This is a genomic window from Nocardioides sp. PD653-B2, assembly GCF_002117935.1.
In the GTDB taxonomy this organism is placed as follows: Bacteria; Actinomycetota; Actinomycetes; order Propionibacteriales; family Nocardioidaceae; genus Nocardioides.
The window spans coordinates 39,335-65,667 of record NZ_BDJE01000005.1; the positions used below are offsets into that span (position 1 = coordinate 39,335).

Consider the following 26,333-nt stretch of genomic DNA (forward strand, 5'->3'; position numbering starts at 1 on the left):
CGATCAGTACATCCCCGGGTCGACCTTGTGGCCGAACTCGTGCGCGCCGTACATCTGCAGGGCCCGCTCCGGGTCGTTGGCGGCGTGCACCCGGCCGGCGTGCGCGTCGCGCCAGGCGCGCTGGAGGTAGGTGCCCTGGGCGAGCGCCCGACCGCCGGAGGCCTCGAAGAGCGAGTCGATCGCGTCGATCGCCCGCTGCGAGCCGAGCACCTGGTCGCGGCGCACCTTCAGGCGGGTCTTGAGCGGGATCTTCTCCCCCTTGGCGACGTAGTCCTGCTCCTCGCGGATGTTGTTGACCAGCAGCGCCCAGGCGGCGTCGATCTCCGACGACGCCTTGGCGATCCGGACTGCGGAGAACGGGTCCAGGGACGCCTTCTCGCCGAGGTAGGCCGCCCGGGTGCGCTTCTGCTGCATCTCGACGTGCTCGTCGTAGGCGCCCATCGCCATGCCGATGATCGGCGTCGTGATGGTGCCGGTGAAGATCGAGTGGAACGGCAGCTTGTAGAGGTCGGAGGGGTTCTGCTCCTGCCCCGGCCCGAAGCAGCGGCCGGTGTCGCCCATCGACAGCGTGAACGCGTCGGGCACGAAGACGTCCTCGACCACGATGTCGTTGGAGCCGGTGCCCGAGAGCCCGACCATGTGCCAGACGTCGTTGATCGTGTAGTTCTCGCGCGGGAGCATGAACGTCTTGAAGTCGACGACGTTGCCTTCGTCGTTGAAGACCAGGCCGCCGAGGAGCGCCCAGGTGCAGTGGTCGCAGCCGGACGAGAAGCTCCACTTGCCCGACAGCTTGTAGCCGCCGTCGGTCAGCTGGGCCTTGCCGGTCGGCGCGTACGACGAGCTCAGCCGCGTGGTCGTGTCGGTGCCCCAGACGGCCTGCTGCGCCTCGTCGGGGAACAGCGCGACCTGCCACGGGTGCACGCCGACCACGCTGGAGACCCAGCCGGTCGAGCCGCAGGCCCCGGCGATGTCACGCACCGCGGTGTAGAAGTCGACGGGGTCCGACTCGAACCCGTCGAAGCGCCTCGGCTGGAGCAGCCGGAAGAATCCGACCTCCTCGAGCTCCTTGATCGACGCCTCGGGGACGACGCGAAGTCGCTCGGCCTCGTCGGCCCGCTCCCGGATGCCGGGGAGCAGGTCGCGGACGCCGTCGAGAACAGCCTGGGACATCGACTTCTCCTGTCGTGATGGGACAGTCCCGATACTAGAACACGTTCTCGTTTTGAGCCAGGCAGGACCGCGTGTCAGGCGGCACCGCGAGTACGACGCCGCGAGGAGGAGCGTCGAGAACGACGACCGCGGCGGCCTACGTCCGCCGGTGGAAGCGGACTCCCCCGTCGGCGAGCCGGGCGGTGCGGTAGTGCGGGTCGTGGGCGCGGTGGTGGTGGAAGGAGCAGAGGAGCGCGCCGTCGGTGAGGTCGGTGCGGCCGCCGTGGGACCAGGGGTCGCCGGCGTGGTGGGCCTCGCACCAGGCAGCGGGGATGTCGCAGCCCTCGGCGCGGCAGGTGGGTTGTCGGACCGCGAGGGCCTTGCGCTGGGAGGGTGAGAACAGCCGGCGACGGCGCCCGAGATCGAGGACCTGGGCCGCGCCGCCGAGGACGACGGGCACGATCCCGGCCGTGCAGGCAAGCCGCCGCACCTGGCCGGCCGAGACAGGTGCGTCGCCGACGAGCCCGGTCCCGAGGCCTCCGCGGAGCACGTCGAGGTCGACGGTCACCAGCACCGTGGTGGCGTCGCCACCGTGCAGCGGCAGCCGGGTGGGATCGACCGCCTCGAGGAACGCGGCGAACGCCTCGCCGAGCCGCCGGTCGTGCGGGCGCCGGTCGTCGGCCGACCCGGCAGGGCTGCGTCGTGGTGCGGTGAAGGCGTCGAGGTAGGTCAGGAGCCGGTCAGCGACCAGGTCGGCCACGCGGACGTGGAGGTCGGTGGTGCCGTCGCCGTTGCGGCGCGTCGTCAGCGAGGTGCGCCGCGCGGCGCGGGCCTCTTCCTGCTCCAGCAGGCGTGCCTCGAGGCCCTCGCTCACCTCGGGCGCGACGACATCGACGATCCGGCGCCCCATCACCCGCAGCGCCCGTGGCCCGAACCGGCCGGCCTCCTCCAGGAGCCGCTCCTCGGCAGCAGAGCACACGCCGGCATCGACCTCGTCCGGCAGCGCGTCCAGGGCCCGCACGACCACCTCGGCCTGGGCGAGGCTCACCCCACCCTCACGCAATGCCGCGGCCGTGGCCGACCGCTCGGCCAAGGCGCGGGCCAGGCGGAGCTGCCTGCGGCACTCGCCCGGGTCTCGCCGGCCGCGCTGAGCCAACCAGGCCGCGGCATCGCGCGTGCCCTGCTGGGCGGCGACGTCCTCGGCACCGGCCAGCACCCGCATCCGCAGCTCCTCCACCCGATCCACGAGGGTGCTGAGCCCCAGGAGCGCCGCCGCCTTCTGATCGGGGCTCATGTACATCGGGTCGACCTCAGCCACGCCGGACAGCGCCGCACCGACCGCGGACATCGCGGCGAGCACGGGATGGGGCTGGACCTCAGACGGGGACTGGGACACGCGCACCTCGGGATCGACGGCCGCCCGGGGACTGACACACCCGGGACTTCACAGGAACGTCGATGCCAGCGCGTCGCACGACGAGCTCCGGTCGGACCGGAGGACTACTGCATCTGTCATTATTCGATCACATGTTCGATGCCGATGTCAAGGGCTGATCCGCAGGCGAGGGCGAGTTCCACCGGCCGCTGAAGTCGGATCCAACGATCCACTGGCCCGCGCGCCGATCGCGCCGATCACCTGACGGCCGTGACGTCGCACGCGTAGCCTCGCAGCCAGCCACGTGCCACGCCGTCCTCGGAGGAACCTGTGCCTCGTCGACCTGCTATCGGTCTTCTCGCCGCGTCCCTCGGCGTCCTCGGCTTGCTGGTCGCGGCTCCCGCGACCGCTGTCGCGGACCGAGACTGCGGAGACTTCGCCAGCCAGCGCGCGGCGCAGATCTTCTTCCTGAGCCAGGGTGGACCGCGGTCCGATCCCCACGGCCTGGACAGCGACGGCGATGGGATCGCCTGTGAGTCGAACCCAGGCCCGTACTACTACGGCACCACACCACCAGGCGGCGGCAACGGACCGGACCCGCAGCCCGCTGTCACCGCCGTGCACTCCACGGTCCGTCTCGCCGTGCACCCGGGCAAGCGGATCACCGGGGAGTCATTCCGGATCGAGGTCTCGGTGCGGCCCGCGATCAGCCGGAAAGTCGAGGTCCAGCGCAGGATCAACGGGCACTGGAGACTTCTGGGCTCGGGAGTCACCGGTCGAGACGGCACCACCTCCGGAGCCTTCACAGCACCCAAGGCCGACGCGACCTACCGCGCCGTGGTGGAAGCTGTCACGAAAGGCGGCACGAAATACTCCGCCGCCACGAGCCAGGCTCGCGGCCTCGACCTCCAGCGACAGCGGGTCGTGCTGCGCTTCGACGACAGCACTGTCGACGAAGGCGACCAGGCACGCGCCGTCGTCTACGCAAACCCCATTCGAGCCGGCCGGCCCGTCGTCTTGCAGATGAGGTCCGCAGGCATGTGGCGGACGGTGCGGATGAGCCAGTTCGACCGCCACGGCCGGGCCACCTTCACCATCACGCCCGATCTGGGCGAGGACACCTACCGGGCCGTGGCGCGCCGGTATCGGGGAGCAGCACCCAATCTGTCCGAGGCCGAGACGCTCACTGCCACCGACGTGACTCCTCCCCCGGCGCCGTACGACCTCGTCGCAGTTCCTGGAGACGGGACAGTCCAGCTCAGCTGGTCCCGGGTCGTCCCCGCGGACTTTGCTCGCCACGAGGTGTGGATGCGCACCGCCGACACGACGTGGTCGCTCGTCTCCGTCACCGAGTCGGACAATGTCGAGATCACCCTGCTCCAGAACGATGTGACCTACTGGTTCACGATCACCAGCGTGGACACCAACGGCAACGTCTCGGACATGGCGGACGAGGTGGCGGCGACGCCGACCGCGCCAGCCCGCACACCAAGCTCGATGATCGATCGGCCGCCACGAGGCTGAAGACGGGGTCTCGACGAGGTCGTGGGCCCAGGGTTCCAGAGGTGTCCCCGGACGAGGTCGGCCGCCAGCACGGCCCGAACACATCGGTGATCAACGTCGTCGTACGGCGGAGGACCGCTCAGTGGGTCAACCCGGCCTCGATCTCGGCCAGCGCCTGGTCGAGGCCGACGGTCGGGGCCCAGCCCCACCGTCGAGCGCGGTCGGCCACGATCTGCCCGGTCCAGCCCGGCCCGTCGTCCCAGACCGGCTGGACGCCGAGGGCGTTCGTGACGGCGCCGTAGTAGTCCCGCTGGGTTGCCGGGGCGCTCGCGACGTTGACCGCCGTGCACCCCCCGGCGACCGGGCCGGCCTCCGGGTCCTCGGAGCTGCGGACGACGCCGACAGCCAGGTCGGCCGCCAGTGCCGCCAGGTCCTCGACGTGGACCCACGCGAAGGTCGCCTCCGGGACCGCGTGGCGGGCCGCCTCGTCCTCCCGCATCCGCGCCGGGCGCAGGGAGTTCCAGACCGACGAGCTGCTCGAGCCCAGGATCGCGGGCGGTCGCAGCAGCACGCGGGTCAGCCCGTCCACCCCGGCGAGGGCGGCGTCGACGTCCCGCTTGACCACGGGGTAGTCGCCGGCGTCGTCGGTCACCAGCTCGCCGTGCTCGTCGACGTCGCCGCGCCCGGGCGCGCGGTCGTAGACGGCTGCGGTCGACAGGTGCACCAACCGCTCCACCCCGGCGGCCGCCGCTGCCCCGGCCAGCACCAGCGTGCCGTCGAGCCCCACCCGGCGCTGGGTCTCCCCGTCCTCGCCCATCGGGTGCACGGTGGTGACCACCGCGCCGGCCCCCGCGACGGCGGTCGCCGCGAAGTCCGGGTCGGCGAAGTCACCCACCCGCTCGGTGAGCCCGGGCAGGACCGGCGCGGTCCCAGCTCGCCGTACGACGGCCCGGACCGTCGCCCCGCGCGCGCTGAGCGCCGCACAGACGCGGCTCCCGACGAGGCCGTTGGCCCCGGTGACGACGACAGGACCGGCTGAGGTGTGCGAGGAGGTCATGACCCCCACGATGACAGGGCGTTCCTACCGGGTGACGTCCCACCGGGAGCGCCCGCCGACCCGGTGGCCGGCCCCCGGGTAGCGCTGCTCCGATGAGTTCGGCACGATCGAGTGGTCCATGGTGTTCATCCGCCACGTCGATGAGGAGCAGCAGTGAGGCAGCTGGTCAGGGTCCACAACTTCGCCGTCTCGAGCGACGGGTACGCCGCCGGCGAGGGCCAGAGTCTGGAGCACCCGTTCGGCCATGCCGACCCGATGGCCCTCATGAGCTGGGCCGGCGCCACGGCCAGCTGGCCGAACCGGACCGACCCCGGCGGCAGCCGCGGGCTGGACGACTACCTGGTCCGCGACTTCCACCGCAACATCGGCGCCGAGATCATGGGGCGCAACAAGTTCAGCCCTCACCGGGGTCCGTGGACCGACCACGAGTGGCAGGGATGGTGGGGCGACGAACCGCCGTTCCACACGCCGGTCTTCGTGATGACCCACCACGAGCGGCCCTCCTTCACGCTGTCCGACACGACCTTCCACTTCGTGAGCGGCGACCCGGCGTCCGTGCTGGAGCGCGCCCTCGACGCCGCCGGCGGCAAGGACGTCCGTCTCGGCGGTGGCGCGAACACCGTGCGACAGTTCCTCGACGCCGACCTCGTCGACACGCTCCACATCGCGGTCGCACCCGTCGAGCTCGGCGCCGGGTCCCGGCTCTGGGACTCCCCCGACGACCTCCTCGACCGCTATCACCGTGACGTCGTGCCCGGCTCCAGCGGCGTCGTGCACCACCTCTTCTGGCGCGACTGACCCTCCTCGCGGACTACGCCGTACGGGCGATGCCGCTCCGGGCGACGGAGTCCCGGGAGGTCCCGGCAGGATAATAGAACCTGTTACAGTTTCGGGCCATGGAGACCCCCTTCCCCGCTGAGGTGGACGTCGTGGTCGTGGGCGCAGGTGGCGCCGGGATGACCGCTGCCCTGGCCGCCAGGTCCTTCGGCCTGGACACCGTGCTCCTGGAGAAGAGCGCCTACTTCGGCGGGTCGACCGCGCGCAGCGGTGGCGGGGTGTGGATCCCGAACAACTACGCGCTCCGCGACGCCGGCCAGGGCGACGACCCGGAGCTCTCGCGGCTCTACCTCGACTCCATCGTGGGCGACGTCGTGCCCAAGACCCGCCGCGACACCTACCTCGAGCGCGGTCCCGAGGTCATGGACTTCATCAGGGCGAGGACGCCGGTGCGGTTCACCTGGGTCCCGGACTACTCCGACTACCTGCCCGAGCAGCCGGGCGGCCGCCCGGCCGGCCGCAGCGTCGAGCCGATCCCGTTGGACGCGCGCTTCCTCGGCGACGAGCTGGAGCACCTGCACCCGCAGTACACCAAGGCACCGGCCAACCTGATCGTCACCCAGGCCGACTTCCGCAAGATCAGCCTCGGCCTGCGCAGCGTCCGCGGTCCCCTCACCATGGTGAAGGTCCTGCTGAAGCGGATCGTCAGCCTGATCCGCGGCCAGAAGATGTTCGCGATGGGCAACGCCATCTCGATCGGGCTCCGCCAGGGCCTCGTCGAGGCGGGCGTCCCCGTCCACTACGAGACCGAGCTGACCGACCTGGTGATCGAGGACGGCCGGGTGGTGGGTGTCCGGGTCCTGCGCGACGGCGAGACCGTGACCGTGCGCGCGCGGCGCGGCGTGATCCTCGGCAGCGGCGGCTTCGAGAAGAACCTCGAGATGCGCGAGAAGTACCAGCCCCAGCCGACCTCGGTCGACTGGACGACCGGCTCGCAGTTCAACACCGGCGGCGGCGTGCTCGCCGGCATCGCCGCCGGGGCCGAGGTCGACCTGATGGACGACGCCTGGTGGGGCCCGACGATCCCCCTGCCGTCCGGGCCGTGGTTCTGCCTGGCCGAGCGCAACCTGCCGGGCTCGATCATCGTCAACAGCGCCGGCAAGCGGTTCATGAACGAGGCGCTGCCGTACGTCGAGGCGGTGCACGAGATCTACCGGGGTGAGGCCACCGGCGTCTCGCACGTCCCGGCCTGGATGATCATCGACCAGCGCTACCGCAACCGGTACCTCTTCGCGGGGCTGTCGCCGCGCCAGCCGTTCCCCGGCCGCTGGTACCAGAGCGGCACCGTCAAGAAGGCCGACAGCCTCGAGGCGCTCGCCGCCCAGATCGAGGTGCCCCCGAGCGCCCTGACGAGCACGGTCGAGCGGTTCAACGGCTTCGCGAGGAGCGGCGTCGACGCCGACTTCCACCGCGGCGAGAGCGCCTACGACCAGTACTACTCCGACCCGAGGGTCAAGCCGAACCCGTCACTGCACACCATCGACCAGGGCCCGTTCTACGCGGTCAAGATCGTCCCCGGCGACCTCGGCACCAAGGGCGGCCTGGTCACCGACGAGCGGGCCCGCGTGCTGCGCGCCGACGGGTCGGCGATCCCCGGCCTGTACGCCGCGGGCAACGTCTCGGCAGCCGTCATGGGCAACACGTACGCCGGACCCGGCGCCACCATCGGACCCGCCCTGACGTTCGGCTACCTCGCCGCCGAGGACATCGCCAAGGACACCCGCTGATGCCCATCGATCCCGACATCGCGATCGGCGCCGACCTCGGCTCGCGCGACTTCTCGTGGTCGGAGAGCGACGTGCTGCTCTACCACCTCGGCATCGGCGCCGGCTCCAAGCCCGGCGACCACCTGTCGCCGGCCGCGCTGCGCTACACGCTGGACGGCCCCGGGCTCCAGGTGCTGCCGTCGTTCGGCGTCGTGGCGCCGACCTTCCACGAGACCGACCCGCCGCCGCTCGACCTCCCGGGCTGCGACATCAACCTCACCCAGGTCGTGCACGGCTCGCAGTCGATCACGGTCACCGGCCCGCTCCCGACCTCGGGCTCGGCCACCGTCCGCACCCGGATCAGTGAGATCTGGGACAAGGGGAGGGCCGCGGTCATCTGGCAGGAGGGCGTCGCGACGTCGGCCTCCGGCGAGGAGCTGTGGACCACCCGCTCGTCGATCTTCGTCAGGGGCGAGGGCGGCTGGGGCGGCGATCGCGGGCGGTCCCAGGCCGTCGAGGTCCCCGGCCGCACGCCCGACACGGACACGACGTACGACGTGACGCCCCAGCAGGCGATGCTCTACCGCCTCTGCGGCGACCGGAACCCGCTGCACGCCGACCCGGACTTCGCCCAGGCGGCCGGCTTCCCCGCGCCGATCCTGCACGGGCTGTGCTCCTACGGCATCGTGCTGCGCACCCTCACCGACGAGCTGCTCGACGGGGACGCGACGAGGGTCGCCGGCTTCGGCGTGAAGTTCGCCGGCGTCGTCTTCCCCGGCGAGTCGATCCGGGTCACCGGCTGGCGCGAGGACGGCCGGATCACCGGCGCGGCCACCGTCGCCGGCGGCGAGCGCGACGGCGCGCCCGTGCTCGGCGACGTGGTGCTGACGGTCAGCGGCTGATCACGACCTTCAGCGCCTTGGTCTCCTGGGCCCGCCCGAACGTGTCGTAGGCCTCGAGTACCTGGTCGAAGGTGAAGTGGTGCGTCGCGAACTTCTCGGCCGGGAGCTTGTGCTGGGCCACGAGCTTCAGCAGCATCGGCGTGGTCGAGGTGCTCACCAGGCCCATCGTGATCGCGATGTCCTTGATCCACAGGTCCTGGAGCGCCAGCTCGGCCGGGGCGCCGTGCACGCCCACGTTGGCGACGGTGCCGCCGGGCCGCACGATCGCGGTGCAGGCCTCGAAGGTGGCCGGGACCCCGACCGCCTCGATGGCCACGTCGACTCCGAAGCCGTCGGTCATGGCCAGCACCTGCTCGGCCCAGTCGGACGCACCGCTGTCGACGGTGTCCGTGGCGCCGAACTCGCGCGCCTGCTCGAGCCGGTTGGCGTCGAGGTCGAGCGCGATGATGCGCGCCGCGCCGTACAGACTGGACGTCATGATCGCGGCCAGGCCCACCGGGCCGGACCCCACGACGGCGACGACGTCACCGGGCTTCACCCGGCCGTAGCGCACGCCGATCTCGAAGCCGGTGGGCAAGATGTCGGACAGCATCACGGCCGCCTCGTCGCTGACTCCCTCGGGTACGCGGTAGACCGAGTTGTCCGCGAACGGGACCCGGACCAGCTCGGCCTGGGTGCCGTCGATCAGGTGCCCGAAGACCCACCCGATGCCGCTCGCGCCCTCGTCGGCGAGGCAGTGCGCGTAGAGACCCTGGTGGCAGTACGAGCAGGATCCGCACGCGCTGATGCAGGAGATGATCACGCGGTCGCCCGGCGCGACGGAGGAGACGGCGGAGCCGATCTCGACGACCGTGCCGACGCCCTCGTGGCCGAGGATCCGGCCCTCGCTCACCGCGGGCACGTCGCCCTTGAGGATGTGGAGATCGGTGCCGCAGATGGTCGTGGTGTCGATGCGGACGATGATGTCGGACGGGTCCTTGATGGCCGGGTCCGGGACGTCCTCCCAGGCCTTCCGGCCGGGGCCGTGGTAGACGAGCGCCTTCATGATGGGTTCCTCTCCAAGACGGGTCCCGGGCAGGGTGATCCGCGTCCGGGACGGAGCTTCACCTTCATGCTCCGCGGGGCGCCAGCCCCGGGAAGGGCACAAGGACCCGCTCGCGCGGGGTCCCAGGTCTCCTGTCGGCGCCTGGGCTCAGGCCGGCTTACGACCCACGACGTACAGCCGCTGGGTCGTCTCGTCGCGGTGGGCGAGAGGTCCGCGGTGGTACCACTCGATGTCGACGAGCCCCGCCTTCTCCACGAGGCCGGCGACGAAGAGCGGGTCGTGCAGCACGAAGTCGAGGTCGACCTGCTGCTCGAACCAGGTGTCGACGTGGCGGACCTCGGCGCCGGCGTGCATGCCGAGCACCAGCCAGCCGCCGGGTGCCAGCGGGCGGGCCAGCGACGCGATCGCCTCCGGCAGCTCGGACGCCGCGAGGTGGATCAGGGAGTACCACCCGAGGACGGCGGCCCAGCCGCTGCTGGTCGTCGGGCGCATCAGGCGGCGCAGGTCGCCGACCTCGTAGGTGCCGTCGGGGAAGCGGCGCCGCGCCTCCTCGATCATCCCGGGCGACAGGTCGGTGCCGGTCGCGTCCGCGCCGGCCTCGGCCAGGTACGCCGTGACGTGGCCGGGTCCGCAGCCCACCTCGACGACCGGTCCCCCGTCGGCGTGCGCGGCGACCCGGTCGAGCAGCCAGCCCTCGAAGGGCAGCCCGGTGAGCTCGTTGAAGAGGCGCGCGGCGTAGTCGCCCGCGACCGCGTCGTACGCCGCCCGCACCCGCTCGTCGCGCGCCTCGGGGCCGTGGGTGAGCACCACGTCGCGGTCGACGGGGGCCGCGGCCGTCGGCTCCGGACCGGACTCCCCCAGGCAGTGCACCCAGCGCGCGTCGTGCTGGCCGGCCTGGCGCGGCAGCACGCGCACCAGCCCGCGCTCGGCCATCCGGGCCAGGCAGCGCTCGACCTCGCCGCGGTCGGCGAAGGCGTGCAACCGGTCGGTGCGCGTCTTCAGCTCACCCGGCGCGTTGGCGCCGCGGAGCAGGAGCACCGTGATGATCGCGCGCTCGTCGTCGTCGAGGCCGAGGGACTCCGCCAGCACCTGGTGGTACTTCAGGGTCCGGCGGCCGCTGTCGGACCAGACGATCCGCAGCAGACCGCGGTCCTTGAGGCTGCGTGCGACCCGCTCGATGGTCTGCTCGTCGTAGTCCACGACCGGCTCGCGGCTCGACGTCTGGTTGCAGGCGGTGCGCAGGCCGCTGAGTGAGAGCGGGTAGCTCGCCGGGACGGTCCGCTCCTTCTCCAGGAGGCTGCCGAGGATGCGCTGCTCCTCGGCCTCGAGCACGGGCAGGTCGGGCATGGCACGACCCTACTGACCCGCCAGACTGTCCCCGTGCCCGCCGACCCGATCCAGCGACTCCTCGCGGACCCTCCGGCGCTCCCCGTCCGGGAGGGCCTGTCGGCGGTCACCGCGGCGCTGCGAGCGACGGGCAGCGTCGTCGTCCAGGCACCGCCCGGCACCGGCAAGACCACGCTCGTCCCGCCCGCGGTCGCGGCCCTGGTGGACGGTCGGGTCGTCGTCACCCAGCCCCGCCGGATCGCCGCACGGGCGGCCGCGCGCCGGCTCGCCCACCTGCTCGGCGAGCCCGTCGGTCGCAGCGTCGGCTACTCCGTGCGCGGAGACCGGCAGGTCGGCGCCCACACCCGGATCGAGTTCGTGACGACCGGCGTCCTGCTGCGCCGGCTCCAACGCGACGCGGACCTGCCCGGGGTGGCGGCGGTCGTCCTCGACGAGGTCCACGAGCGCCAGCTGGACGCCGACCTCACGCTGGCGATGCTCGTGGACGTGCGCGCCACCCTGCGCGCGGACCTCCTGCTGGTCGCCATGTCCGCGACGGTGGAGGCCGAACGGACCGCGGCACTGGTCGGCGACGCGTCGGTGGTCACGGTGCCGGGCGCGCTGCACCCGGTCACCGAGGTCTGGTCACCACCGGCTCCCGGCGTACGACGAGCCGACGACCGCGGCGTGACCCCCGCGTTCCTCGACCACGTCGCCTCGTGCGTGCGACGAGCCCTGGCCGAGCAGGAGGGCGACGTGCTCGTCTTCCTGCCGGGCGTGGGCGAGGTCTCGGGCGTCGCCTCGCGACTGGCGGGCGTCGACGCCGACGTGCGCCCCCTGCACGGCCGGCTGCCGCCCCACGAGCAGGACCTCGCGCTGACACCGGGCACGCGGCGCCGGGTCGTCGTCTCGACCGCGGTCGCCGAGTCGTCCCTGACCGTCCCCGGCGTGCGCGTCGTCGTGGACGCGGGCCTGTCACGACAGCCCCGCACCGACCATCGGCGCGGCCTCGCCGGGCTGGTCACGGTGAGCGTCAGCAGGGCGGCCGCGGAGCAGCGCGCGGGGCGCGCCGGGCGCGAGGCGCCGGGCGCCGTCTACCGCTGCTGGTCCCAGGCCGAGCACGCCCACCTGGCGGCCCACCCCGAGCCCGAGATCGCCACGGCCGACCTCACGTCGTTCGCGCTCGAGATCGCCACGTGGGGCAGCCCGGACCCGGCCGGGCTCGCGCTGCTGGACCAGCCGCCGGCGCCGGCGATGGCCGCGGCCCGCGCGACGCTCACCGGCCTCGGGGCCGTGGCCGACGACGGGTCGGCGACGGCCCGCGGCCGCGAGATCGCCGGGGTCGGCACCGACCCGCGGCTCGCCCGGGCGCTGCTCGACGGCGCCGCGGTCGTCGGCGGCCGGCGAGCGGCAGAGATCGTCGCCCTGCTCTCGGAGGACGTGCGTGCCCCCGGTGGTGACCTGGTCGCCGCCCTGCGGGCCGTGCGCCGTGGCGGGCCGGACGCCTCCACCTGGGCCGCGGCGGTCGAGCAGCTGCAGGGGTCGCTGCCCAGCCCGGCGCGGCGACCGGGCCAGGGCCTCGGGGACGACGTCGCCGTCGGGCTCGTCGCGGCGCTCGCCCACCCCGACCGGATCGCCCGGCTGCGGCCGGGCGGCACGGCGTACCTGATGACCTCGGGGACCGGGGCGGTCGTCGCGCCGGGGTCGTCGCTGGCCGGACTGCCGTGGCTCGCGGTCGCCGACGCCGACCGCAGGCCGGGGGTCCGCGACGCCACCATCCGCTCGGCCGCCCCGCTCACCGAGGACCTGGCGCTCGAGGCGGCGTCGGCGCTGTGGCACGAGGCCGAGGAGGTGGCGTGGTCCGACGGTCGCGTGGTCGCCAGGCGCGTGGTGTCGCTCGGGGCCATCGAGCTGTCGTCGGTCACGATCACCGACCCGTCACCCGCGCTGGTCGCCGACGCGGTGCGCGAGGGGCTGCGCCAGGAGGGCTCACACTGCTCCCCTGGACCGAGGCCGCGACCGCCCTGCGGGCCCGGATGGCCTTCCTGCACCGCACCCTCGGCGCTACGTGGCCGGACGTGTCGGACGAGGCGCTGGCGACGGGCATCGAGACCTGGCTCGGCCCCGAGCTGGCCCGGGTCCGCGGCTCCCGCGACCTGCGGCGGATCGACGTGCTCGCGGCACTGCGGCGCCTGCTCCCCTGGCCGGAGGCCGGCCGGCTCGACGAGCTCGCCCCGGAGCGCGTGCCGGTGCCGTCGGGCTCGAGCGTGCGGGTCGACTACGACGGCGACCAGCCCCTGCTCGCCGTCCGCATCCAGGAGGTCTTCGGCTGGCGCGCCGCCCCCGTGCTCGCGGACGGTCGGGTGCCACTGCTGCTGCACCTGCTCTCCCCCGCGCGCCGGCCCGCGGCCGTCACTGCCGACCTGGCGTCGTTCTGGGCCACCGGCTACCCCCAGGTGCGCGCCGAGCTGCGCGGCCGCTATCCCAAGCACGCCTGGCCGGAGGACCCCACCACGGCGCCGCCGACCCGGGGCGTACGCCGCTGAGACCGGCCGTCCTCAGCCGGTCACGAGTGGCATGCGGGTTCATCGTGCTCGCGGTCGGGCTCTCGTTCCTGCTCCCGAAGCGACAGGCCCCAGTAGATTCCCGGGCATGACCCTCCTGGACAGCTGGGCCCTCGGCCGGCACACCGACGGCGTCACCCACCCGACGTACCGCAAGGGCTCCGGTCCCGGGGTGGTCGTGATCCACGAGATCCCCGGGATCACCCCCGAGGTGATCGGGTTCGCGGAGGAGGTGGTCGCGGCCGGGTTCACGGTCGTCATGCCGCACCTCTTCGGGACGCCGGAGAAGGCGGCGACCGCCGGCTACATCGCGAGCACGATCCCACGGGTCTGCGTGAGCCGGGAGTTCACCACGATGGCCACCGGCCGCACCTCGCCGATCGCGGGCTGGCTGCGCAGCCTCGCCCGCGAGCTCCACCAGGAGCTCGGCGGGCCGGGCGTCGGCGCGCTCGGCATGTGCTTCACCGAAGGCTTCGCGCTCGCGATGATGGTCGACGCCTCGGTCGCCGCGCCGGTGGTGGCCCAGCCGTCGCTGCCGTTCGCGGTCGGCAGGAAGCGCGCCGCCGACCTGAACCTCTCCCCGGCCGACCTCGCCGCCGTCAAGGACCGGGTGGCGGGCGGGTGCCAGGTCCTCGGCCTGCGCTACCGCCGGGACAGCGCCGTCGGCACCCGCTTCGACACACTCACGCGCGAGCTGGGCGACGGGTTCATCAGGGTGGAGTTCGAGGGCAAGGGCCACTCGACCGTCACCGCGCACCGCCAGCAGGAGGGCGTGGACCGGGTGCTGGCGTTCTTCGACGAGAAGCTCAGGCCCTGACGGCGCGCTCAGTCCTCAGGCCACGAGGTACCAGGGCAGGAGCAGCCCCATGACCGTCAGCGCCCAGCCCAGGAAGACGAGGCCGTAGGTTCGCCTCCGCGGCCGGCTCGAGGCGCTCCTCACTCACGCCGGCACCCTACTCAGGCCGAGAGCACCAGCCCGCTGGTCGGCACCCCGGTGCCGGCCGTGACGACGAGGTGGCTGACGCCGGCGACCGGGTTGACCGACGTGCCGCGGATCTGGCGGACACCCTCGGCGATGCCGTTCATGCCGTGGATGTAGGCCTCGCCGAGCTGACCGCCGTGGGTGTTGAGCGGGAACGCGCCGTCGACCTCGATCCGGCCGTCGGCGACGAAGCCGGGGGCCTCCCCGCGGCCGCAGAAGCCGAGCTCCTCCAGCTGCATGAGGACGTACGGCGTGAAGTGGTCGTAGAGGATGCCCATCTGCATGTCGGCGGGGCCGAGGCCGGACTGGCGCCACAGCTCGCGGCCGACCACGCCCATCTCGGGGATGCCGATGTCGGAGCGGTAGTAGGAGGTCATCACGAACTGGTCGGCGCCACTGCCCTGGGCGGCCGCCGTGATGTACGCCGGCGGCTGCTTCAGGTCGGCGGCCCGCTCGGCGGACACGACGACCAGCGCCACGGCGCCGTCGGACTCCTGGCAGCAGTCGAGCAGGTGCAGCGGGTCGACGATCATCCGCGACGACTGGTGGTCCTCGAGCGTGATCGGGCGGCCGTAGAAGAACGCGTGCGGGTTGGTGGCGGCGTGCCGGCGGTCGGCCACGGCCACCCGGCCGAAGTCCTCCGAGGTGGCGCCGTACTCGTACATGTAGCGGGTCGCCTGCATCGCCACCGTGGCCGCGGGCGTGCCGAGGCCCATCGGGTAGGACCAGGCGTTGTCGAGGCCGTTGGTGTTGACCTGCGTCGCGGCGGCGACCGAGAACTGCCCGAAGCGGCTCTCGGAGCGCTCGTTGAAGCCGCGGTAGCAGACCACGACGTCCGCGACACCGGTCGCGATCGCCATCGCCGCCTGCTGCACGGTCGCGCAGGCGGCTCCGCCGCCGTAGTTGATCCGGCTGAAGAACCGCATCTCCTTCATCCCCAGCTCGCGGGCGACCGCGATCTCCGAGGACGTGTCCATCGTGAACGTCGTCAGCCCGTCGACGTCGTCGACGGTCAGCCCGCAGTCCGCGAGAGCATCTTGGACGGCCTCGACCGAGAGCTGGAGCTCGGAGCGGCCGGACTCCTTGGAGAACTCGGTGGCGCCGATGCCGGCGATGGCGGCCCTGCCGGAGAGACCGTTGGCCGCGGTCATGCGACGACCGTGACGGTGCCGGTGACGTGGTCGCCGAGCGAGACCGAGCCGACGACCCTGATCGTGGCGATGCCGTCCTCGACGGACTCCACCTCGCCGCGGAAGGTCAGCGTGTCGTACGGGTGGGCGGGCGCCCCGAGCCGGATCGCGATGCCCGTGAGCTCGGCGTCGTGGCCGAGCCAGTCGACGACATACTTCTCGACCAGGCCGTTGCTGGTCAGGATGTTCATGAAGATGTCCTTCGACCCGGCCGCCTGCGCAACGTCGCGGTCGTGATGGACGTCCTGCCAGTCCCGGGTGGCGATCGCGGTGCTCACGATCGTGGTCGGCGTCATCGGCAGGCTCCACTCCGGGATCTGCTGCCCGGCCTCCAGGGTCTTCATCGCGTTTCTTCCGGTCGTCGAGTAGCCGAGGCACGAGGCGTGTCGAGACGCCAGATCGGCAGGGTCAGGTCGTCGTCGATGCGCCGGTAGTCGACGCGCAGCGGCATGCCGATCTCGATCTCGGTGTCCGCGACGTCCACGACCTCGCCGACCATCCGGACCCCCTCGTCGAGATCGATCAGCGCGATCACGATCGGCAGCTCCTTGCCCGGGACGGGCGGGTAGCGGTGCACGACGTACGAGAAGACCGTGCCGGTGCCGGCCGCGACGACGTGGCCGCGGTCGAACTTCCCGCACTCGACGCACGTCGGGCCGGGCGGGAAGCGGAGCGCGCCGCAGGCGTTGCACCGCTGGATCCGCAGCTCGCCGACGGCGGTGCCGTCCCAGAAGAACTGGGAGTCGCGGCCCACCATCGGCCGGATGACACCCGCGGTCACGACGACTTCTCCTTCGGGATGAACTTGAGGACGCGGAAGAGCATCGTCGCGACCAGCTCGTCGCCCACGTACCAACGGTTGCGCGAGGTGACGAAGTAGCCCTCACCCATCGCGGTGTCCTTGGGACCGGCCACCGAGTCCAGCGCCGTGGTCACCCGGAGCTCCTCGCCGACGCGCAGGTAGCGCTCGTAGCTCTGCTCGCAGTTGGTGCCCAGCACGGCGGTGTAGCCCGCGTCGGTGAGCACCTCCATCATCCGGCTCAGCGGGTCGTCGCTGGGACGCCGCCGCCCGAGCCCGGGCATGGTCCACACCTGCGCCATCGACGGTGGTGCCTCGCCGCGGCGGAAGCGGTCGTTGTCGTAGCCCATCGCGTCGAGCCAGGTGCCGATCGTGGGCTGGTTGACGGGGTACGGCGCCAGCGACTCCGACGCCTCGCCGAGCGCCTTGATCCGCTCGGCCTCCGCCATGATCCGCTCGTGGGTCTCGATACGCGCCCGCTCGTCCCTCGCGGGCGCTACTCGACCACCGAGATCCCCGCTCATCGCGGCACCCGCGGCAGGCCCATGCCGAACATCGCGATCAGCTCGCGCTGCACCTCTTGCACGCCACCACCGAAGGTGAGCACCAGGTTCCGCTTGCTCTGGCCGTCGAGATAGGTCATCAGCTGGTCGGTCTCCTCGTCGGAGGGGTCGCCGTAGCGGTGCACGATGTCGACCAGGTCGGCGGCGAGGTGCTGCACCTGGTCGGCCGCGAAGACCTTGGACGACGACGCGTCGCCGACGGAGATCTCGCCCACCGCGGCGGCGCGGGCGACCTCCCAGTTGAGCAGCTCGTTGACGCGGAAGACCGCGGTCACCTCGCCCATGGTGCGGCGTACGTCGGGCCAGTCGATGACGCCCGCCTTGGTCGCCCAGTCGGCCACCCGGTCGCGCAGCCCCTCGATCCGGCCGGCCGGGCCGAGCATGACCCGCTCGTGGTTGAGCTGGGTGGTGATCAGCTTCCAACCCTGGTTCTCCTCGCCGACCAGCATGTCGACGGGCACCCGGACGTCGTTGAAGTAGGTCGCGTTGACGTGGTGCGACCCGTCGGCGGTGATGATCGGCGTCCACGAGTAGCCCGGGTCGGTGGTGTCGACGATGAGGATCGAGATGCCTTGGTGCTTCGGGGCGTCGGGGTCGGTGCGCACCGCGAGCCACAGGTAGTCGGCCTGGTGACCCCCGGTCGTCCAGAGCTTCTGCCCGTTGACGACGTAGTGGTCGCCGTCCCTCCTCGCCGTGGTGCGCAGCGAGGCGAGGTCGGTGCCGGCGTCCGGCTCGCTGTAGCCGATCGCGAAGTGCACGTCGCCCTGGAGGATCCGCTCGAGGAACATGTCCTTCTGCTTCTGGGTGCCGTACCTGATCAGCGTCGGCCCGACCGTCTGCAGGGTCACGGCCGGCAGGTGCACGTCGGCGCGCTGCGCCTCGTTGGCGAAGATCGTCTGCTCGATCTCGCCGAGCCCGTGCCCGCCGTACTCCTTCGGCCAGCCGACGCCCATCCACCCGTCGGCGCCCATCTGGCGCACCACCCGCTGGTAGGTCTCGCCGTGCCGGTCGAGCCCCATGTCGCGACGCTCGTTCTCGTCGGCGAGGCCGGAGAAGTAGGCGCGCAGCTCGGCCTTGAGCGCCCGCTGCTCGGTGGTGAGCTCGAGGTTCTTGGTCGTCGGGTCCTCGATCCGGACCTGGTCGGCCTGCACGCCCAGCGCGTGGGCGATGTCGGTCATCCAGGAGAAGTAGCGGTGCATCGGGTAGGTCACGTCGACGCCCATGCCGCCGTGCAGGTGGTGGCAGGTGCGCATCGCGGCCGGGCCCTCGTGGCCGACCCAGTACGCCGCGACCGCGAGGTCGTCGGTGACGTCGAGGCCGGCGCCGATCCGCCAGGCGGCGTTGGCCGCCGCCAGCTCGAGGGTGCGCGACGAGATGTACACGTCGGCGATCTGCATCGCGACGGCCTGGAACTCCGCGAGCGACCGACCGAACTGCGTGCGGCCCTTGATGTACGTCGCGGTCAGGTCGCGAGCGCCCGCGACCAGGCCGGCGGCCGTCAGGCAGAGCCCGGCGACGGCGAGCTCGCGCAGGGTGCGCGCGGCATCGTCGCCTTCGAGCAGCTCGGCCGGGGCTCCGTCGAGGACGACGGTGTGCTGCGTCGCACCGATGGACGAGCTCGACGCCAGCAGCTCGACGCCGGGGCCGGTCGGGTCGACCAGCGCGACGACCGCGCGGTCCCCCGCGGTCGCGGTGACCAGGAGGCGGGCTGCCCGGTCGGCGTACGTCACGCCGATCTTGCGCCCGCTGACCCTGCCGTCGGCGTAGGTGGTGGCGGGTGTCACCGCGATGCCGGTGCCGACCTCGCGCAGCGCCGGGGTCAGCAGCGTGTCGCCGGACGCGACTCCCGGGAGCAGCTGCTGGCGCTGCTCGTCGGAGCCGGCGGCCGCCAGGGTCAGCGCGCCGCAGCAGAGCGTCTCCCACACGGGCAGCGGCGTCGCGCGGGCGCCGGTCTCGCGCAGCAGGACGCCGACCTCGGCGAGCCCGAGGCCTTCACCGCCCTGCGCCTCGGGGACCGCGAGCGCCAGCAGCCCCGCGGAAGCGAATGCCTGCCAGGCGGCGACGCCCCGGTCGTCGAGCCGGTCGCCGGCTCGTTCGAGCGCCTCGCGCACGACCGAGCGCACGGCGTCGATCGCCTCCGCGGCCTCGGGGTCGACCTCGGTGAAACCGTCCTGCCCCACGCGCTGACTCCTCCCGTGTCCGGGTCCACTGCCGTGCGAAACTGTAACCTGTTCTACTCTAGAAGAGCAGGCCCGTCGAGAGTGAGGACCACGGATGAACCCGCTTTCCCTGCGCGGCCTGGTCCGCCGGCGTGTGTACATCCCGTACGCCCGGATCCCCGCGGGCGAGATGGTCGAGCTGGCCGGGCGCGGATCGACGTACGTGACCGACACCCCCGGCCCCAGCCCGGACTCCCCGACGATCCTGCTGCTGCACGCGGTGGGCTGCACCGGGCTGCTGACCTGGTTCCCCGCGATCGAGCCGCTCTCGCGGCGCTTCCGGGTGGTGACGATGGACCAGCGGTGGCACGGGCGCGGCATCCAGTCGGACGAGTTCTCGCTCTACGACTGCGCCGACGACGTGGCCGCGCTGATCGACGAGCTCGACCTGCGCGACGTGATCGTCGCCGGGTTCTCGATGGGCTCGATCATCGCGCAGCGAGTCTGGCGTCAGCACGGCGACAAGATCGACGGGCTGGTGCTCTGTGCCACGACCGACCGGTTCCGCTCGACGCTCCCGGAGCGCCTCTTCCACGCCGGCCTGGAGGCCGCGATGGTCGGCGCCCGCGGCGTCTCCCGCTCCCGGACGGCGGTCCGCGCCTCGCGGCAGGCCGCCCGCACGCTCGACCTCGCGCCGTCCGACATGCACGACTGGGTGCTCCAGGAGTTCCGCAGCACCAGCCCCTGGGCGGTCGGCCAGGCCGTGGCCGCGCTCGGGCGCCATCACTCGCGGCCGTGGCTGTCGCGGATCGACGTGCCGACCGCGGTCGTGGTGACGCTCCACGACCGGGTGCTGCCGCCCGACAACCAGATCGCGCTGGCCCGCCGGATCCCCGGCGCGACCATCCACGACATCGAGGCCGGCCACGCCGCCTGCGTGCTCGAGGCCGAGAAGTTCGTCCCGGCCCTGGTCGAGGCCGCGGTGACCGTCAACGCCCGCCGGCGCGACTTCACCCGGCAGCGGGCTGCGAAGCCGCGCAGCTCCGAGACCGCCTGAGCCGTCCTCGGCGATCAGCTGTCGGCGGTCGCCTTCCTCTTCCGCGCCCGGCGGATCGGCGTGGGCGTCTGCTGCGCGACGACCGCCGCCTTGAGCAGCGCGAGCTCGACCGGGAAGCGCTGCACCAGGTCGTCGACGTCCGGCATCGACTCCTTGCAGGCGATGATCCCGACGTGCATCTGGCCGTTGTTGGACATCACGGTGATGTTCAGGCCGGCGCCGTGGAAGACCGGGCCGAGCGGGAACAGCGCGAGGATCTCGGCGCCCATGAAGTAGAGCGGCACCGGTGGACCGGGCACGTTGGAGATGACCAGGTTGTGCACGACCGGGTGCTTCTCGGGCAGCTTGAGGCCGGCGTACGCACGCACCGCGAGGCCGAAGGTCCGCGGGGCGGCGAACTCCGCCCAGTCCTGGAGCGAGTCGGCGCTGATCGCCTGGTGGTGCTCCTTGGCGTTCTTGTTGCGCTCGGCCAGGTCGCGCAGTCGCTCGAGCGGGTCCTCGGTGTCGGTGCCGAGCTTGGCGAAGAGCGCGGAGACCTTGTTGGCGCCGGCGGAGCGCTTCGACGACGCGCGCACCGAGACCGGCACGGTCGCGAGCAGCGAGTTGGTCGGCAGCTCGTCACGGTCGAGCAGGTAGGACCGGAGCGCGCCACCGGCGACGGCCAGCACCACGTCGTTGACCGTGGTGCCGGTGGCGTTCTTGATCTGCCGGATGTCCTCGATGTCCATGTTGGCCAGCGCGATCGCGCGGTGACCGGTGATGGTGCCGTTGAAGGACGTGCGCGGGGCCGAGAACGGCGCGGCCATCGCCGTGCCGGCGCGGACCCGGCCGACGGTCTTGGTGATCAGCTGCGCCGAGGGGGTGACCAGGCGTACGGCGTTGAGCGGCCGGGTCATGGTGCTCACCAGCGCTCGACCGAACAGCTCGCGCTGCCGCGGCTCGCGGCCGTACTTCGGCGCCCCGGCCAGGGCCATCGGCGGCGCGTCGGCCTCGAGACTGCACAGGTGGGAGATCAGGTTCGAGCCGGAGACGCCGTCGACCGTGGCGTGGTGCATCTTCGAGAACACGACCACCTTGTCGCCCTCGTAGCCCTCGATCACCCACATCTCCCAGAGCGGGCGCGACCGGTCGAGCGGCAGCCCGGCCAGGTGGCCGGTCAGCTCGGTCAGCTCGGTGTAGCCGCCGGGGGCGGGCAGCGCGAGGCGGTGCACGTGCCGGTCGATGTCGAAGTGCTTGTCGTGGACCCAGATCGGGTGGTCCAGGCCGAGCGGGACCGTGCGGAGCCGGCGGGTGAACTCGGGGACGTTGCCGACGCTGCTGTCGATCTGGGCACGGAGCCTGTCGAAGCTGTAGCCGTCGGGCATGGTGCTCGGGTCGAGCACGATCACGCCGCAGACGTGCATCAGCTGTGCGGGCGTCTCGAGGTAGAGGAAGCTCGCGTCGAGCCCTGACAACCGGTCCATCTGCACACCCTCCCAGGTGAGGCGCCCCGTGGCTAGAACGCGTTCTAGTTTCCAACGACGGCGGTCGCCCGGCGACACGGGTGACGGACGTCTCATGCCCCCGCGGCACCGGCACCAACCCCCGTTCTACATTTGTCGGCATGTCCTTCCTGCGCCGCCAGCTCGTCACCGCAGCCCTCACCGCCAACGCGATCCGCCCGGTCCCCGGCTTCCGTGCCGGCATCCCCGCCTTCGCCGCCGGCTGGCTGACGACCGAGCTGGCGCCGCACCTGCTCGCGGTGACGGCGGCCGACACGGCCGCGCACCTCGCCCCCCGCCGGCGCACCACGGCCGGGCTCGCGCTGGCGTTCGCCAACCTCGCGGGTCAGCTGTTCCTCGTCGACCAGGCCCGGCGGGTCGGGACCGAGGCCGAGGAAGCCCTGGTCGACGGCCTCGGCTACGACTACGTCGAGCAGCTCGACGCCAAGCCGACACCGGCCGAGCTCGCGACGCCGTGGCGCCGGCTGGTCAACCCGTTCCGGATGCGCGACCTCACGGTCAGGGTCGAGAAGGACATCGCCTACGCCCCCGAGCACGGCAAGCGCGGACTGCTCGACATCTACCTCCCGGCCGAGGGCGAGGTGTCGAACGCCCCGGTGCTGCTGCAGGTGCACGGGGGAGGCTGGACGATCGGCAACAAGGACCAGCAGGGCATCCCCCTCATGCAGCACATGGCCGCCAAGGGCTGGGTCTGCGTGGCCATCAACTACCGGCTCGCCCCCCGCAACCCGTTCCCCGCCCAGATCATCGACGTGAAGCAGGCGATCGCCTGGATCCGCGAGCACATCGAGGAGTACGGCGGCGACCCCGACTACATCGCGATCACCGGCGGTTCGGCCGGCGGCCACCTCACCGCGCTCGCGGCCGTGACCCAGAACGACCCGGCGTACCAGCCCGGCTTCGAGGGCGCCGACACGAGCGTCGCGGCCGCCGTGCCCCACTACGGCGTCTACGACTTCTCCGGCTGCACCGGGCTGCGCAGCGCGGAGCTGATGCGCGACCGGTTCCTGGCGCCGCGGGTGGTCAGGAAGAGCTGGGCCGAGGACCCCGAGGTCTTCGAGGCGGGCACACCGCTCCTGCGGATCACCAAGGAGGCCCCGGACTTCTTCGTGCTGCACGGCGCCCACGACTCGCTCGTCTCGGTCGAGCAGGCTCGGCTCTTCGTCGAGCGACTGCGGGAGACGTCCGGCGCGACGGTCGTGTACGCCGAGCTGCCGGGCGCCCAGCACGCCTTCGACGTGTTCCCGTCGATCCGGAGCGCGCACGTCGTCCGCGCGATCGACCGCTACCTGCACTGGCACTGGAACGGGTGGCGCCGCGAGCACGCGACCGGCACTCTGTCTTCATGACCTCGCCCAGCACCATCGTCGTCGGCTACGTGCCCACCCCCGAAGGCCTCGCGGCCGTCGACTACGCGGTCGGCCAGGCCCAACACGACGGCGCCACCCTGGTCGTCGTCAACTCCGGTCACCGGGGCAACGACGCGGACCCCAAGTTCGCCGACGCCGCCGAATGGGACGCACTCGACCAGCGGCTGATCTCGCTCGGCATCGCCCACGAGATGCGCCAGTCCGCCCAGGCGCTGTCGTCGGCGGAGGAGATCCTCTCGGCCGCCACGGAGCTCGGCGCCGACCTGATCGTCATCGGTCTCCGGCGCCGCTCCCCGGTGGGCAAGCTCTTCCTCGGCAGCAGCTCGCAGCAGGTCATCCTCGAGGCCGACTGCCCGGTCGTCGCGGTCAAGCGGCCGACGTAGCCGTCAGCGGTAGGACGACAGCCGGCCCTGGTCGGCGATGAGCAGGCGACCCTCGCCGGTCTGCATGCTCGCCTCGTCGGACAGGTCCTCGTCGAGCGTCCAGCGGGGCTCGGCCGCGCCCCACGCGTAGTAGCGGACCGTCCCGCCGCGGAGCACGTACAGCCCCTCGGCGGCCAGGGCGGGGCTGCCGTCGTAGGTCTCGATGACCTCGCGGTCGTCGCCGTAGAGGTCCCCGGAGCCCACGTCGAACGCGTACTGGTCGCTCCCGGACCGGAACGGCACGACGTAGCCGAAGCGGGTGCCGTCGACCGACCCCTGCGGACCCTCGCGGTCGTAGACCTGCACCTCGGTCTCACCGCCGGCGGAGGCGATGTGCTGGACCGCGACCAGGTCCCGGGCGAACAGCTGGACGACCGGGCTGTCGTCGCGGTCCGACGACCACAGCGGGTCGCCGGTGGAGGCGTCGTACGCCGTGGCCCGCTCGCCGCCCACCGCGACGAAGTCGCCGGCGACCGCGATGTCGGTCATCTCGACGTCGATCACGCCGTGGTCGACCGACCACGTCGTCGCGCCGTCGGCCGGGTCCACGCGCAGGAGCTGGGCGCCCTCGATCACGAAGAGGCCTGCTTCGCCGACCCCGACCTCGTCGGCGCCCACCGACCAGAGCCGGTCGCCGCTGTCGAGGTCGCGGGCGACCAGCTCGCCCTCGGTCCCGAGGTAGGCGCAGTCGTCGTCGAACCACCGGACGTCGCCTTCGGCCGACCAGAGCTCGGCACCGTCCTCGGTCGCCAGCGCCGTCACCCGGCTGACGGCCGCGTCGTCGACGAGGACGACCTCGTCGTGGTCGGGTGGCGCCGCGAGGAACCCGCCGCCCTCCACCCGGACCGTCCACGTCTCATGGCCGTCACCGTCGAGAGCGGCGACCGTGCCTTCGTCGGTCACGACGTACGTCGCGTCGGCCACCGCCGCCAGGCCCATCAGCGAGCCGGAGACCTGCCACGTCCAGTCCCGGTCGGGCTTCTCGGTGACCGCTCCGGGCAGGGCGAGGTGTCCGCCGTACCCGTAGACCTCCGAGTCGACCGCCCCGCGGCTGGAGGCCACCACGGCCCCCACCGCGAGCGCGCCGACCACCGCGAGGGCGACCAGGACGCCGATCGTCCGACGAGGCCGGGGCCGCGCCGGGCGGGCCGGACCCGCCTCGACCACGTCGGCGGTCGGCGGCGCGGGCGGCGGCAGCAGTGAGCGCGGCGGTGCCGGCGGCTCGGCCGCGGCCGCGGCGCCGGGCCTGCGGAACGCCGCGTGGTCGGACGCTGCGGTGGGCGGCGCGGGCGTGCCGCACGACGAGCAGAACGCCGCGTCGGTCGACAGCCCGGCGCCGCAGGAGGGGCAGCTCCGGACCGGCTGGGACGTCACCGTCCCGACCCTAGTGTCGTTCGGCCGCCACGTAGTCGAGGTCACCGATCGCGAGCAGGACCGGCGGCTCGTCCGCGGTCGTCGTGACGTCGACGGTGATCTCGGTGTCGACCAGACCGGCGAGCTCGTCGGCGTTCGTCTCGAACGTGCCGTCGCCGTCGAAGTCGCCCAGAGCGGTGCCGGCGAGGTAGTCGGCATCGCCGACGTCGAGCGCGGTCTCGTCCAGGCACCACGCGGGCTCGGCGATGGTCCCGCAGTCCGTCAGCACACCCGTCCGGGTCTCCGGGGTCGCGGGGTCCGGCGTCGTGGGGTCGGGCTCCGGGTCGGTGCTGGGCGGCGGGTCGAGCACCGGCTCGGGCGGGTGCACGGGGTCGACGGTGCCCAGGTGACCGGCGCCGTCGTGGTCGGGGGCCTGCCGCACCTGCTCCGCGTGGGGGTGTGCGACGCCCGGTGCGTGGTGCTCGCCGGTGCCGTCCTGGATGCCCGGCTGGCTGGACGACGGCAGCGCCGCGACCGCACGGACGCTGACGGCGGGGGCGCCGTCGGCCGGAGCGCCCGGGATGTCGTAGTCGCCGGCACGGTACCGACGCTCGACGGCGAGGACCTCCTCGGCGTAGGCGTCCGACGGGTTGTAACGGTGGATCGCGGTGCGCAGGCCGGACCGCGTCGTGAGGTCCCCGGGTGCGGCGCACAGGAAGACCGCGGCGCCGAGCGCCGCGTCGTCGATGTCGTCCGCCGAGCGGGTGCCGTCGCCGTCGCCGTCGACGCCGACGGCGGACCAGGTGGACGGGAGGATCTGCATCGGGCCGACCGCGCGGTCCCAGCGCCGGTCGCCGTCGACGAGGCCGGCGTCGGTGTCGCGGACCCGCGCGACCGGGCCGCTCCCGTCGAGCGCCACGCCGCGGATCGCGGGGGTGGAGACACCGTCGTCGCCGAGGACCGCACCGCCGGTGCGGCCGTGGTCGGACTCCACCCGGCCCACGGCGGCCAGCACGGTCCACGTCAGCCCGCAGGTCCGGTCGACGTCACCGATGACCGACGCGGCCCGCTGGTAGGCGAGCAGGGCGACGCTCGGGATCTCCCCCGCGTCCGACGCGGGGGACGTCGTCGAGCGCGACACCACCCCGAGCGGGTTGACCACGGACGCGCCCGTGGGCGCCGTCGTGCCGGTCACCGCGGGGGCCGGGGCGGCGGCGACCGGGGTCACCAGCGCCGCCGGCACCGCGGCCGGGTGCGGACTGGAGGCGGCCACGGCGAGCGCGGCCAGGGCAAGACCTGCGGTCACGGCCACGCGGGCCGGCCGGACAGTGCGCATGTGGGTGACTCGTCCTCGTCTGGTCGCTGGTCGTAATTCTGTACTCGAACACTAGACTATCCACGTGGGCGAGCCGAGCAGACAGTGATCGCTCAGGACGCGTACCCAGCGACCGGACGCCTGATGCCAGGTGAAC

Annotated in this window: 21 protein-coding genes and 3 pseudogenes; 11 read left to right on the forward strand and 13 right to left on the reverse strand. The window is 72.7% G+C overall.

What is annotated here, in order from left to right:
• Window positions 1-3: 3 nt before the first annotated feature.
• Both hsaA and PD653B2_RS02310 read right to left on the reverse strand, forming a co-directional pair.
• Window positions 4-1,170 (reverse strand): 3-hydroxy-9,10-secoandrosta-1,3,5(10)-triene-9,17-dione monooxygenase oxygenase subunit, encoded by a 1,167-nt coding sequence (gene hsaA / locus PD653B2_RS02305; RefSeq protein ID WP_085870706.1) that lies wholly within the window; start codon window positions 1,168-1,170, stop codon window positions 4-6.
• A 136-nt stretch (window positions 1,171-1,306) separates the two neighbouring features.
• Entirely contained in the window at window positions 1,307-2,545 is a 1,239-nt protein-coding gene (locus tag PD653B2_RS02310; protein ID WP_133058894.1) for an HNH endonuclease signature motif containing protein, read from the reverse strand.
• Window positions 2,546-2,854: 309 nt separating this feature from the next.
• Between PD653B2_RS02310 and PD653B2_RS26000 the strand changes: the two are divergent.
• Together PD653B2_RS26000 and PD653B2_RS02315 are read left to right on the forward strand one after the other, a co-directional pair.
• Window positions 2,855-3,049, forward strand: a pseudogene (locus tag PD653B2_RS26000) (hypothetical protein); the annotation flags it as partial.
• A 168-nt stretch (window positions 3,050-3,217) separates the two neighbouring features.
• Window positions 3,218-4,048, forward strand: coding sequence for a fibronectin type III domain-containing protein (locus PD653B2_RS02315; protein WP_242665105.1), 831 nt, complete (start codon window positions 3,218-3,220; stop codon window positions 4,046-4,048).
• 118 nt (window positions 4,049-4,166) lie between these two features.
• Here PD653B2_RS02315 and PD653B2_RS02320 read toward each other — a convergent pair whose 3' ends face one another.
• On the reverse strand, window positions 4,167-5,084 hold the full coding sequence (locus tag PD653B2_RS02320; RefSeq protein ID WP_085870709.1) for an NAD-dependent epimerase/dehydratase family protein: 918 nt from the start codon (window positions 5,082-5,084) through the stop codon (window positions 4,167-4,169).
• Window positions 5,085-5,237: 153 nt separating this feature from the next.
• Here PD653B2_RS02320 and PD653B2_RS02325 point away from each other — a divergent pair, with 153 nt between their 5' ends.
• The 3 genes from PD653B2_RS02325 (at window position 5,238) to PD653B2_RS02335 (ending at window position 8,529) form a co-directional block, all read left to right on the forward strand.
• The gene (locus tag PD653B2_RS02325) at window positions 5,238-5,882 is read left to right on the forward strand and encodes a dihydrofolate reductase family protein (protein ID WP_085870710.1); all 645 of its coding nucleotides are present in this window, start codon (window positions 5,238-5,240) and stop codon (window positions 5,880-5,882) included.
• Between the two features lie 98 nt (window positions 5,883-5,980).
• Complete coding sequence (gene kstD, locus PD653B2_RS02330) at window positions 5,981-7,648, forward strand: 3-oxosteroid 1-dehydrogenase (protein ID WP_085870711.1); 1,668 nt, start codon at window positions 5,981-5,983, stop codon at window positions 7,646-7,648.
• Window positions 7,648-8,529 (forward strand): MaoC/PaaZ C-terminal domain-containing protein, encoded by an 882-nt coding sequence (locus PD653B2_RS02335; RefSeq protein WP_085870712.1) that lies wholly within the window; start codon window positions 7,648-7,650, stop codon window positions 8,527-8,529. The genes kstD and PD653B2_RS02335 overlap by 1 nt, the downstream gene beginning before the upstream one ends.
• On the opposite strand, the gene PD653B2_RS02340 is transcribed toward PD653B2_RS02335, so the two are convergent.
• Together PD653B2_RS02340 and PD653B2_RS02345 are read right to left on the reverse strand one after the other, a co-directional pair.
• Window positions 8,519-9,574: a zinc-dependent alcohol dehydrogenase family protein gene (locus PD653B2_RS02340; protein ID WP_085870713.1), complete on the reverse strand. Its 1,056-nt coding sequence runs from the start codon at window positions 9,572-9,574 to the stop codon at window positions 8,519-8,521. The two genes, PD653B2_RS02335 and PD653B2_RS02340, sit on opposite strands and share 11 nt — an antisense overlap.
• Window positions 9,575-9,721: 147 nt before the next feature.
• On the reverse strand, window positions 9,722-10,921 hold the full coding sequence (locus PD653B2_RS02345; RefSeq protein ID WP_085870714.1) for a DUF480 domain-containing protein: 1,200 nt from the start codon (window positions 10,919-10,921) through the stop codon (window positions 9,722-9,724).
• Between the two features lie 33 nt (window positions 10,922-10,954).
• On the opposite strand from PD653B2_RS02345, the pseudogene PD653B2_RS25960 reads away from it, so the two are divergent.
• The 3 genes and pseudogenes from PD653B2_RS25960 to PD653B2_RS02355 all read left to right on the forward strand — a co-directional run.
• Window positions 10,955-11,917, forward strand: a pseudogene (locus tag PD653B2_RS25960) (DEAD/DEAH box helicase); the annotation flags it as partial.
• Window positions 11,918-12,936: 1,019 nt separating this feature from the next.
• A complete protein-coding gene (locus tag PD653B2_RS25535; RefSeq protein ID WP_242665106.1) occupies window positions 12,937-13,446 on the forward strand; it encodes an ATP-dependent helicase C-terminal domain-containing protein in 510 nt (169 codons plus the stop codon).
• Between the two features lie 190 nt (window positions 13,447-13,636).
• Window positions 13,637-14,281, forward strand: a pseudogene (locus tag PD653B2_RS02355) (dienelactone hydrolase family protein); the annotation flags it as partial.
• A 140-nt stretch (window positions 14,282-14,421) separates the two neighbouring features.
• Here the strand turns inward: PD653B2_RS02355 and PD653B2_RS02360 are convergent.
• From PD653B2_RS02360 to PD653B2_RS02375, 5 genes are read right to left on the reverse strand one after another with little or no spacing between them, the layout of a single operon-like run.
• Window positions 14,422-15,597, reverse strand: coding sequence for a lipid-transfer protein (locus tag PD653B2_RS02360; RefSeq protein WP_085870716.1), 1,176 nt, complete (start codon window positions 15,595-15,597; stop codon window positions 14,422-14,424).
• Window positions 15,594-15,980: a MaoC family dehydratase gene (locus PD653B2_RS02365; protein WP_085870717.1), complete on the reverse strand. Its 387-nt coding sequence runs from the start codon at window positions 15,978-15,980 to the stop codon at window positions 15,594-15,596. Before PD653B2_RS02365 ends, PD653B2_RS02360 begins: the two co-directional genes overlap by 4 nt.
• Window positions 15,977-16,417: a Zn-ribbon domain-containing OB-fold protein gene (locus PD653B2_RS24710; protein WP_165763302.1), complete on the reverse strand. Its 441-nt coding sequence runs from the start codon at window positions 16,415-16,417 to the stop codon at window positions 15,977-15,979. The genes PD653B2_RS02365 and PD653B2_RS24710 overlap by 4 nt, the downstream gene beginning before the upstream one ends.
• Window positions 16,414-16,959 (reverse strand): FAS1-like dehydratase domain-containing protein, encoded by a 546-nt coding sequence (locus tag PD653B2_RS24715; RefSeq protein WP_207559260.1) that lies wholly within the window; start codon window positions 16,957-16,959, stop codon window positions 16,414-16,416. Before PD653B2_RS24715 ends, PD653B2_RS24710 begins: the two co-directional genes overlap by 4 nt.
• The gene (locus PD653B2_RS02375) at window positions 16,956-19,178 is read right to left on the reverse strand and encodes an acyl-CoA dehydrogenase (protein WP_207559261.1); all 2,223 of its coding nucleotides are present in this window, start codon (window positions 19,176-19,178) and stop codon (window positions 16,956-16,958) included. Before PD653B2_RS02375 ends, PD653B2_RS24715 begins: the two co-directional genes overlap by 4 nt.
• A gap of 94 nt (window positions 19,179-19,272) precedes the next feature.
• Between PD653B2_RS02375 and PD653B2_RS02380 the strand changes: the two genes are divergently transcribed.
• Window positions 19,273-20,214 carry an alpha/beta fold hydrolase gene (locus tag PD653B2_RS02380; RefSeq protein WP_085870719.1) on the forward strand — a complete coding sequence of 314 codons (942 nt, stop codon included), beginning with the start codon at window positions 19,273-19,275 and terminating at the stop codon, window positions 20,212-20,214.
• Window positions 20,215-20,228: 14 nt separating this feature from the next.
• Here PD653B2_RS02380 and PD653B2_RS02385 read toward each other — a convergent pair whose 3' ends face one another.
• Window positions 20,229-21,677 (reverse strand): WS/DGAT/MGAT family O-acyltransferase, encoded by a 1,449-nt coding sequence (locus PD653B2_RS02385; RefSeq protein WP_085870720.1) that lies wholly within the window; start codon window positions 21,675-21,677, stop codon window positions 20,229-20,231.
• A gap of 140 nt (window positions 21,678-21,817) precedes the next feature.
• On the opposite strand from PD653B2_RS02385, the gene PD653B2_RS02390 reads away from it, so the two are divergent.
• Window positions 21,818-23,065 carry an alpha/beta hydrolase gene (locus PD653B2_RS02390; RefSeq protein ID WP_085870721.1) on the forward strand — a complete coding sequence of 416 codons (1,248 nt, stop codon included), beginning with the start codon at window positions 21,818-21,820 and terminating at the stop codon, window positions 23,063-23,065.
• Complete coding sequence (locus tag PD653B2_RS02395; RefSeq protein WP_085870722.1) at window positions 23,062-23,469, forward strand: universal stress protein; 408 nt, start codon at window positions 23,062-23,064, stop codon at window positions 23,467-23,469. The genes PD653B2_RS02390 and PD653B2_RS02395 overlap by 4 nt, the downstream gene beginning before the upstream one ends.
• Before the next feature lie 3 nt (window positions 23,470-23,472).
• On the opposite strand, the gene PD653B2_RS02400 is transcribed toward PD653B2_RS02395, so the two are convergent.
• Together PD653B2_RS02400 and PD653B2_RS24720 are read right to left on the reverse strand one after the other, a co-directional pair.
• A complete protein-coding gene (locus tag PD653B2_RS02400) occupies window positions 23,473-24,882 on the reverse strand; it encodes a PQQ-binding-like beta-propeller repeat protein (protein WP_085870723.1) in 1,410 nt (469 codons plus the stop codon).
• A gap of 10 nt (window positions 24,883-24,892) precedes the next feature.
• On the reverse strand, window positions 24,893-26,197 hold the full coding sequence (locus PD653B2_RS24720; RefSeq protein ID WP_165763303.1) for a lytic transglycosylase domain-containing protein: 1,305 nt from the start codon (window positions 26,195-26,197) through the stop codon (window positions 24,893-24,895).
• Window positions 26,198-26,333 lie beyond the last annotated feature (136 nt).

What these genes read in the sequence shown, in the direction of transcription:
- hsaA (WP_085870706.1), bottom strand. Translation starts at nt 1,170, where the DNA reads ATGTCCCAGGCTGTTCTCGACGGCGTCCGCGACCTGCTCCCCGGCATC.
- PD653B2_RS02320 (WP_085870709.1), bottom strand. Translation starts at nt 5,084, where the DNA reads ATGACCTCCTCGCACACCTCAGCCGGTCCTGTCGTCGTCACCGGGGCC.
- kstD (WP_085870711.1), top strand. Translation starts at nt 5,981, where the DNA reads ATGGAGACCCCCTTCCCCGCTGAGGTGGACGTCGTGGTCGTGGGCGCA.
- PD653B2_RS02335 (WP_085870712.1), top strand. Translation starts at nt 7,648, where the DNA reads ATGCCCATCGATCCCGACATCGCGATCGGCGCCGACCTCGGCTCGCGC.
- PD653B2_RS02340 (WP_085870713.1), bottom strand. Translation starts at nt 9,574, where the DNA reads ATGAAGGCGCTCGTCTACCACGGCCCCGGCCGGAAGGCCTGGGAGGAC.
- PD653B2_RS02345 (WP_085870714.1), bottom strand. Translation starts at nt 10,921, where the DNA reads ATGCCCGACCTGCCCGTGCTCGAGGCCGAGGAGCAGCGCATCCTCGGC.
- PD653B2_RS25535 (WP_242665106.1), top strand. Translation starts at nt 12,937, where the DNA reads ATGGCCTTCCTGCACCGCACCCTCGGCGCTACGTGGCCGGACGTGTCG.
- PD653B2_RS02360 (WP_085870716.1), bottom strand. Translation starts at nt 15,597, where the DNA reads ATGACCGCGGCCAACGGTCTCTCCGGCAGGGCCGCCATCGCCGGCATC.
- PD653B2_RS02365 (WP_085870717.1), bottom strand. Translation starts at nt 15,980, where the DNA reads ATGAAGACCCTGGAGGCCGGGCAGCAGATCCCGGAGTGGAGCCTGCCG.
- PD653B2_RS24715 (WP_207559260.1), bottom strand. Translation starts at nt 16,959, where the DNA reads ATGAGCGGGGATCTCGGTGGTCGAGTAGCGCCCGCGAGGGACGAGCGG.
- PD653B2_RS02380 (WP_085870719.1), top strand. Translation starts at nt 19,273, where the DNA reads ATGAACCCGCTTTCCCTGCGCGGCCTGGTCCGCCGGCGTGTGTACATC.
- PD653B2_RS02385 (WP_085870720.1), bottom strand. Translation starts at nt 21,677, where the DNA reads ATGGACCGGTTGTCAGGGCTCGACGCGAGCTTCCTCTACCTCGAGACG.
- PD653B2_RS02390 (WP_085870721.1), top strand. Translation starts at nt 21,818, where the DNA reads ATGTCCTTCCTGCGCCGCCAGCTCGTCACCGCAGCCCTCACCGCCAAC.
- PD653B2_RS02395 (WP_085870722.1), top strand. Translation starts at nt 23,062, where the DNA reads ATGACCTCGCCCAGCACCATCGTCGTCGGCTACGTGCCCACCCCCGAA.
- PD653B2_RS24720 (WP_165763303.1), bottom strand. Translation starts at nt 26,197, where the DNA reads ATGCGCACTGTCCGGCCGGCCCGCGTGGCCGTGACCGCAGGTCTTGCC.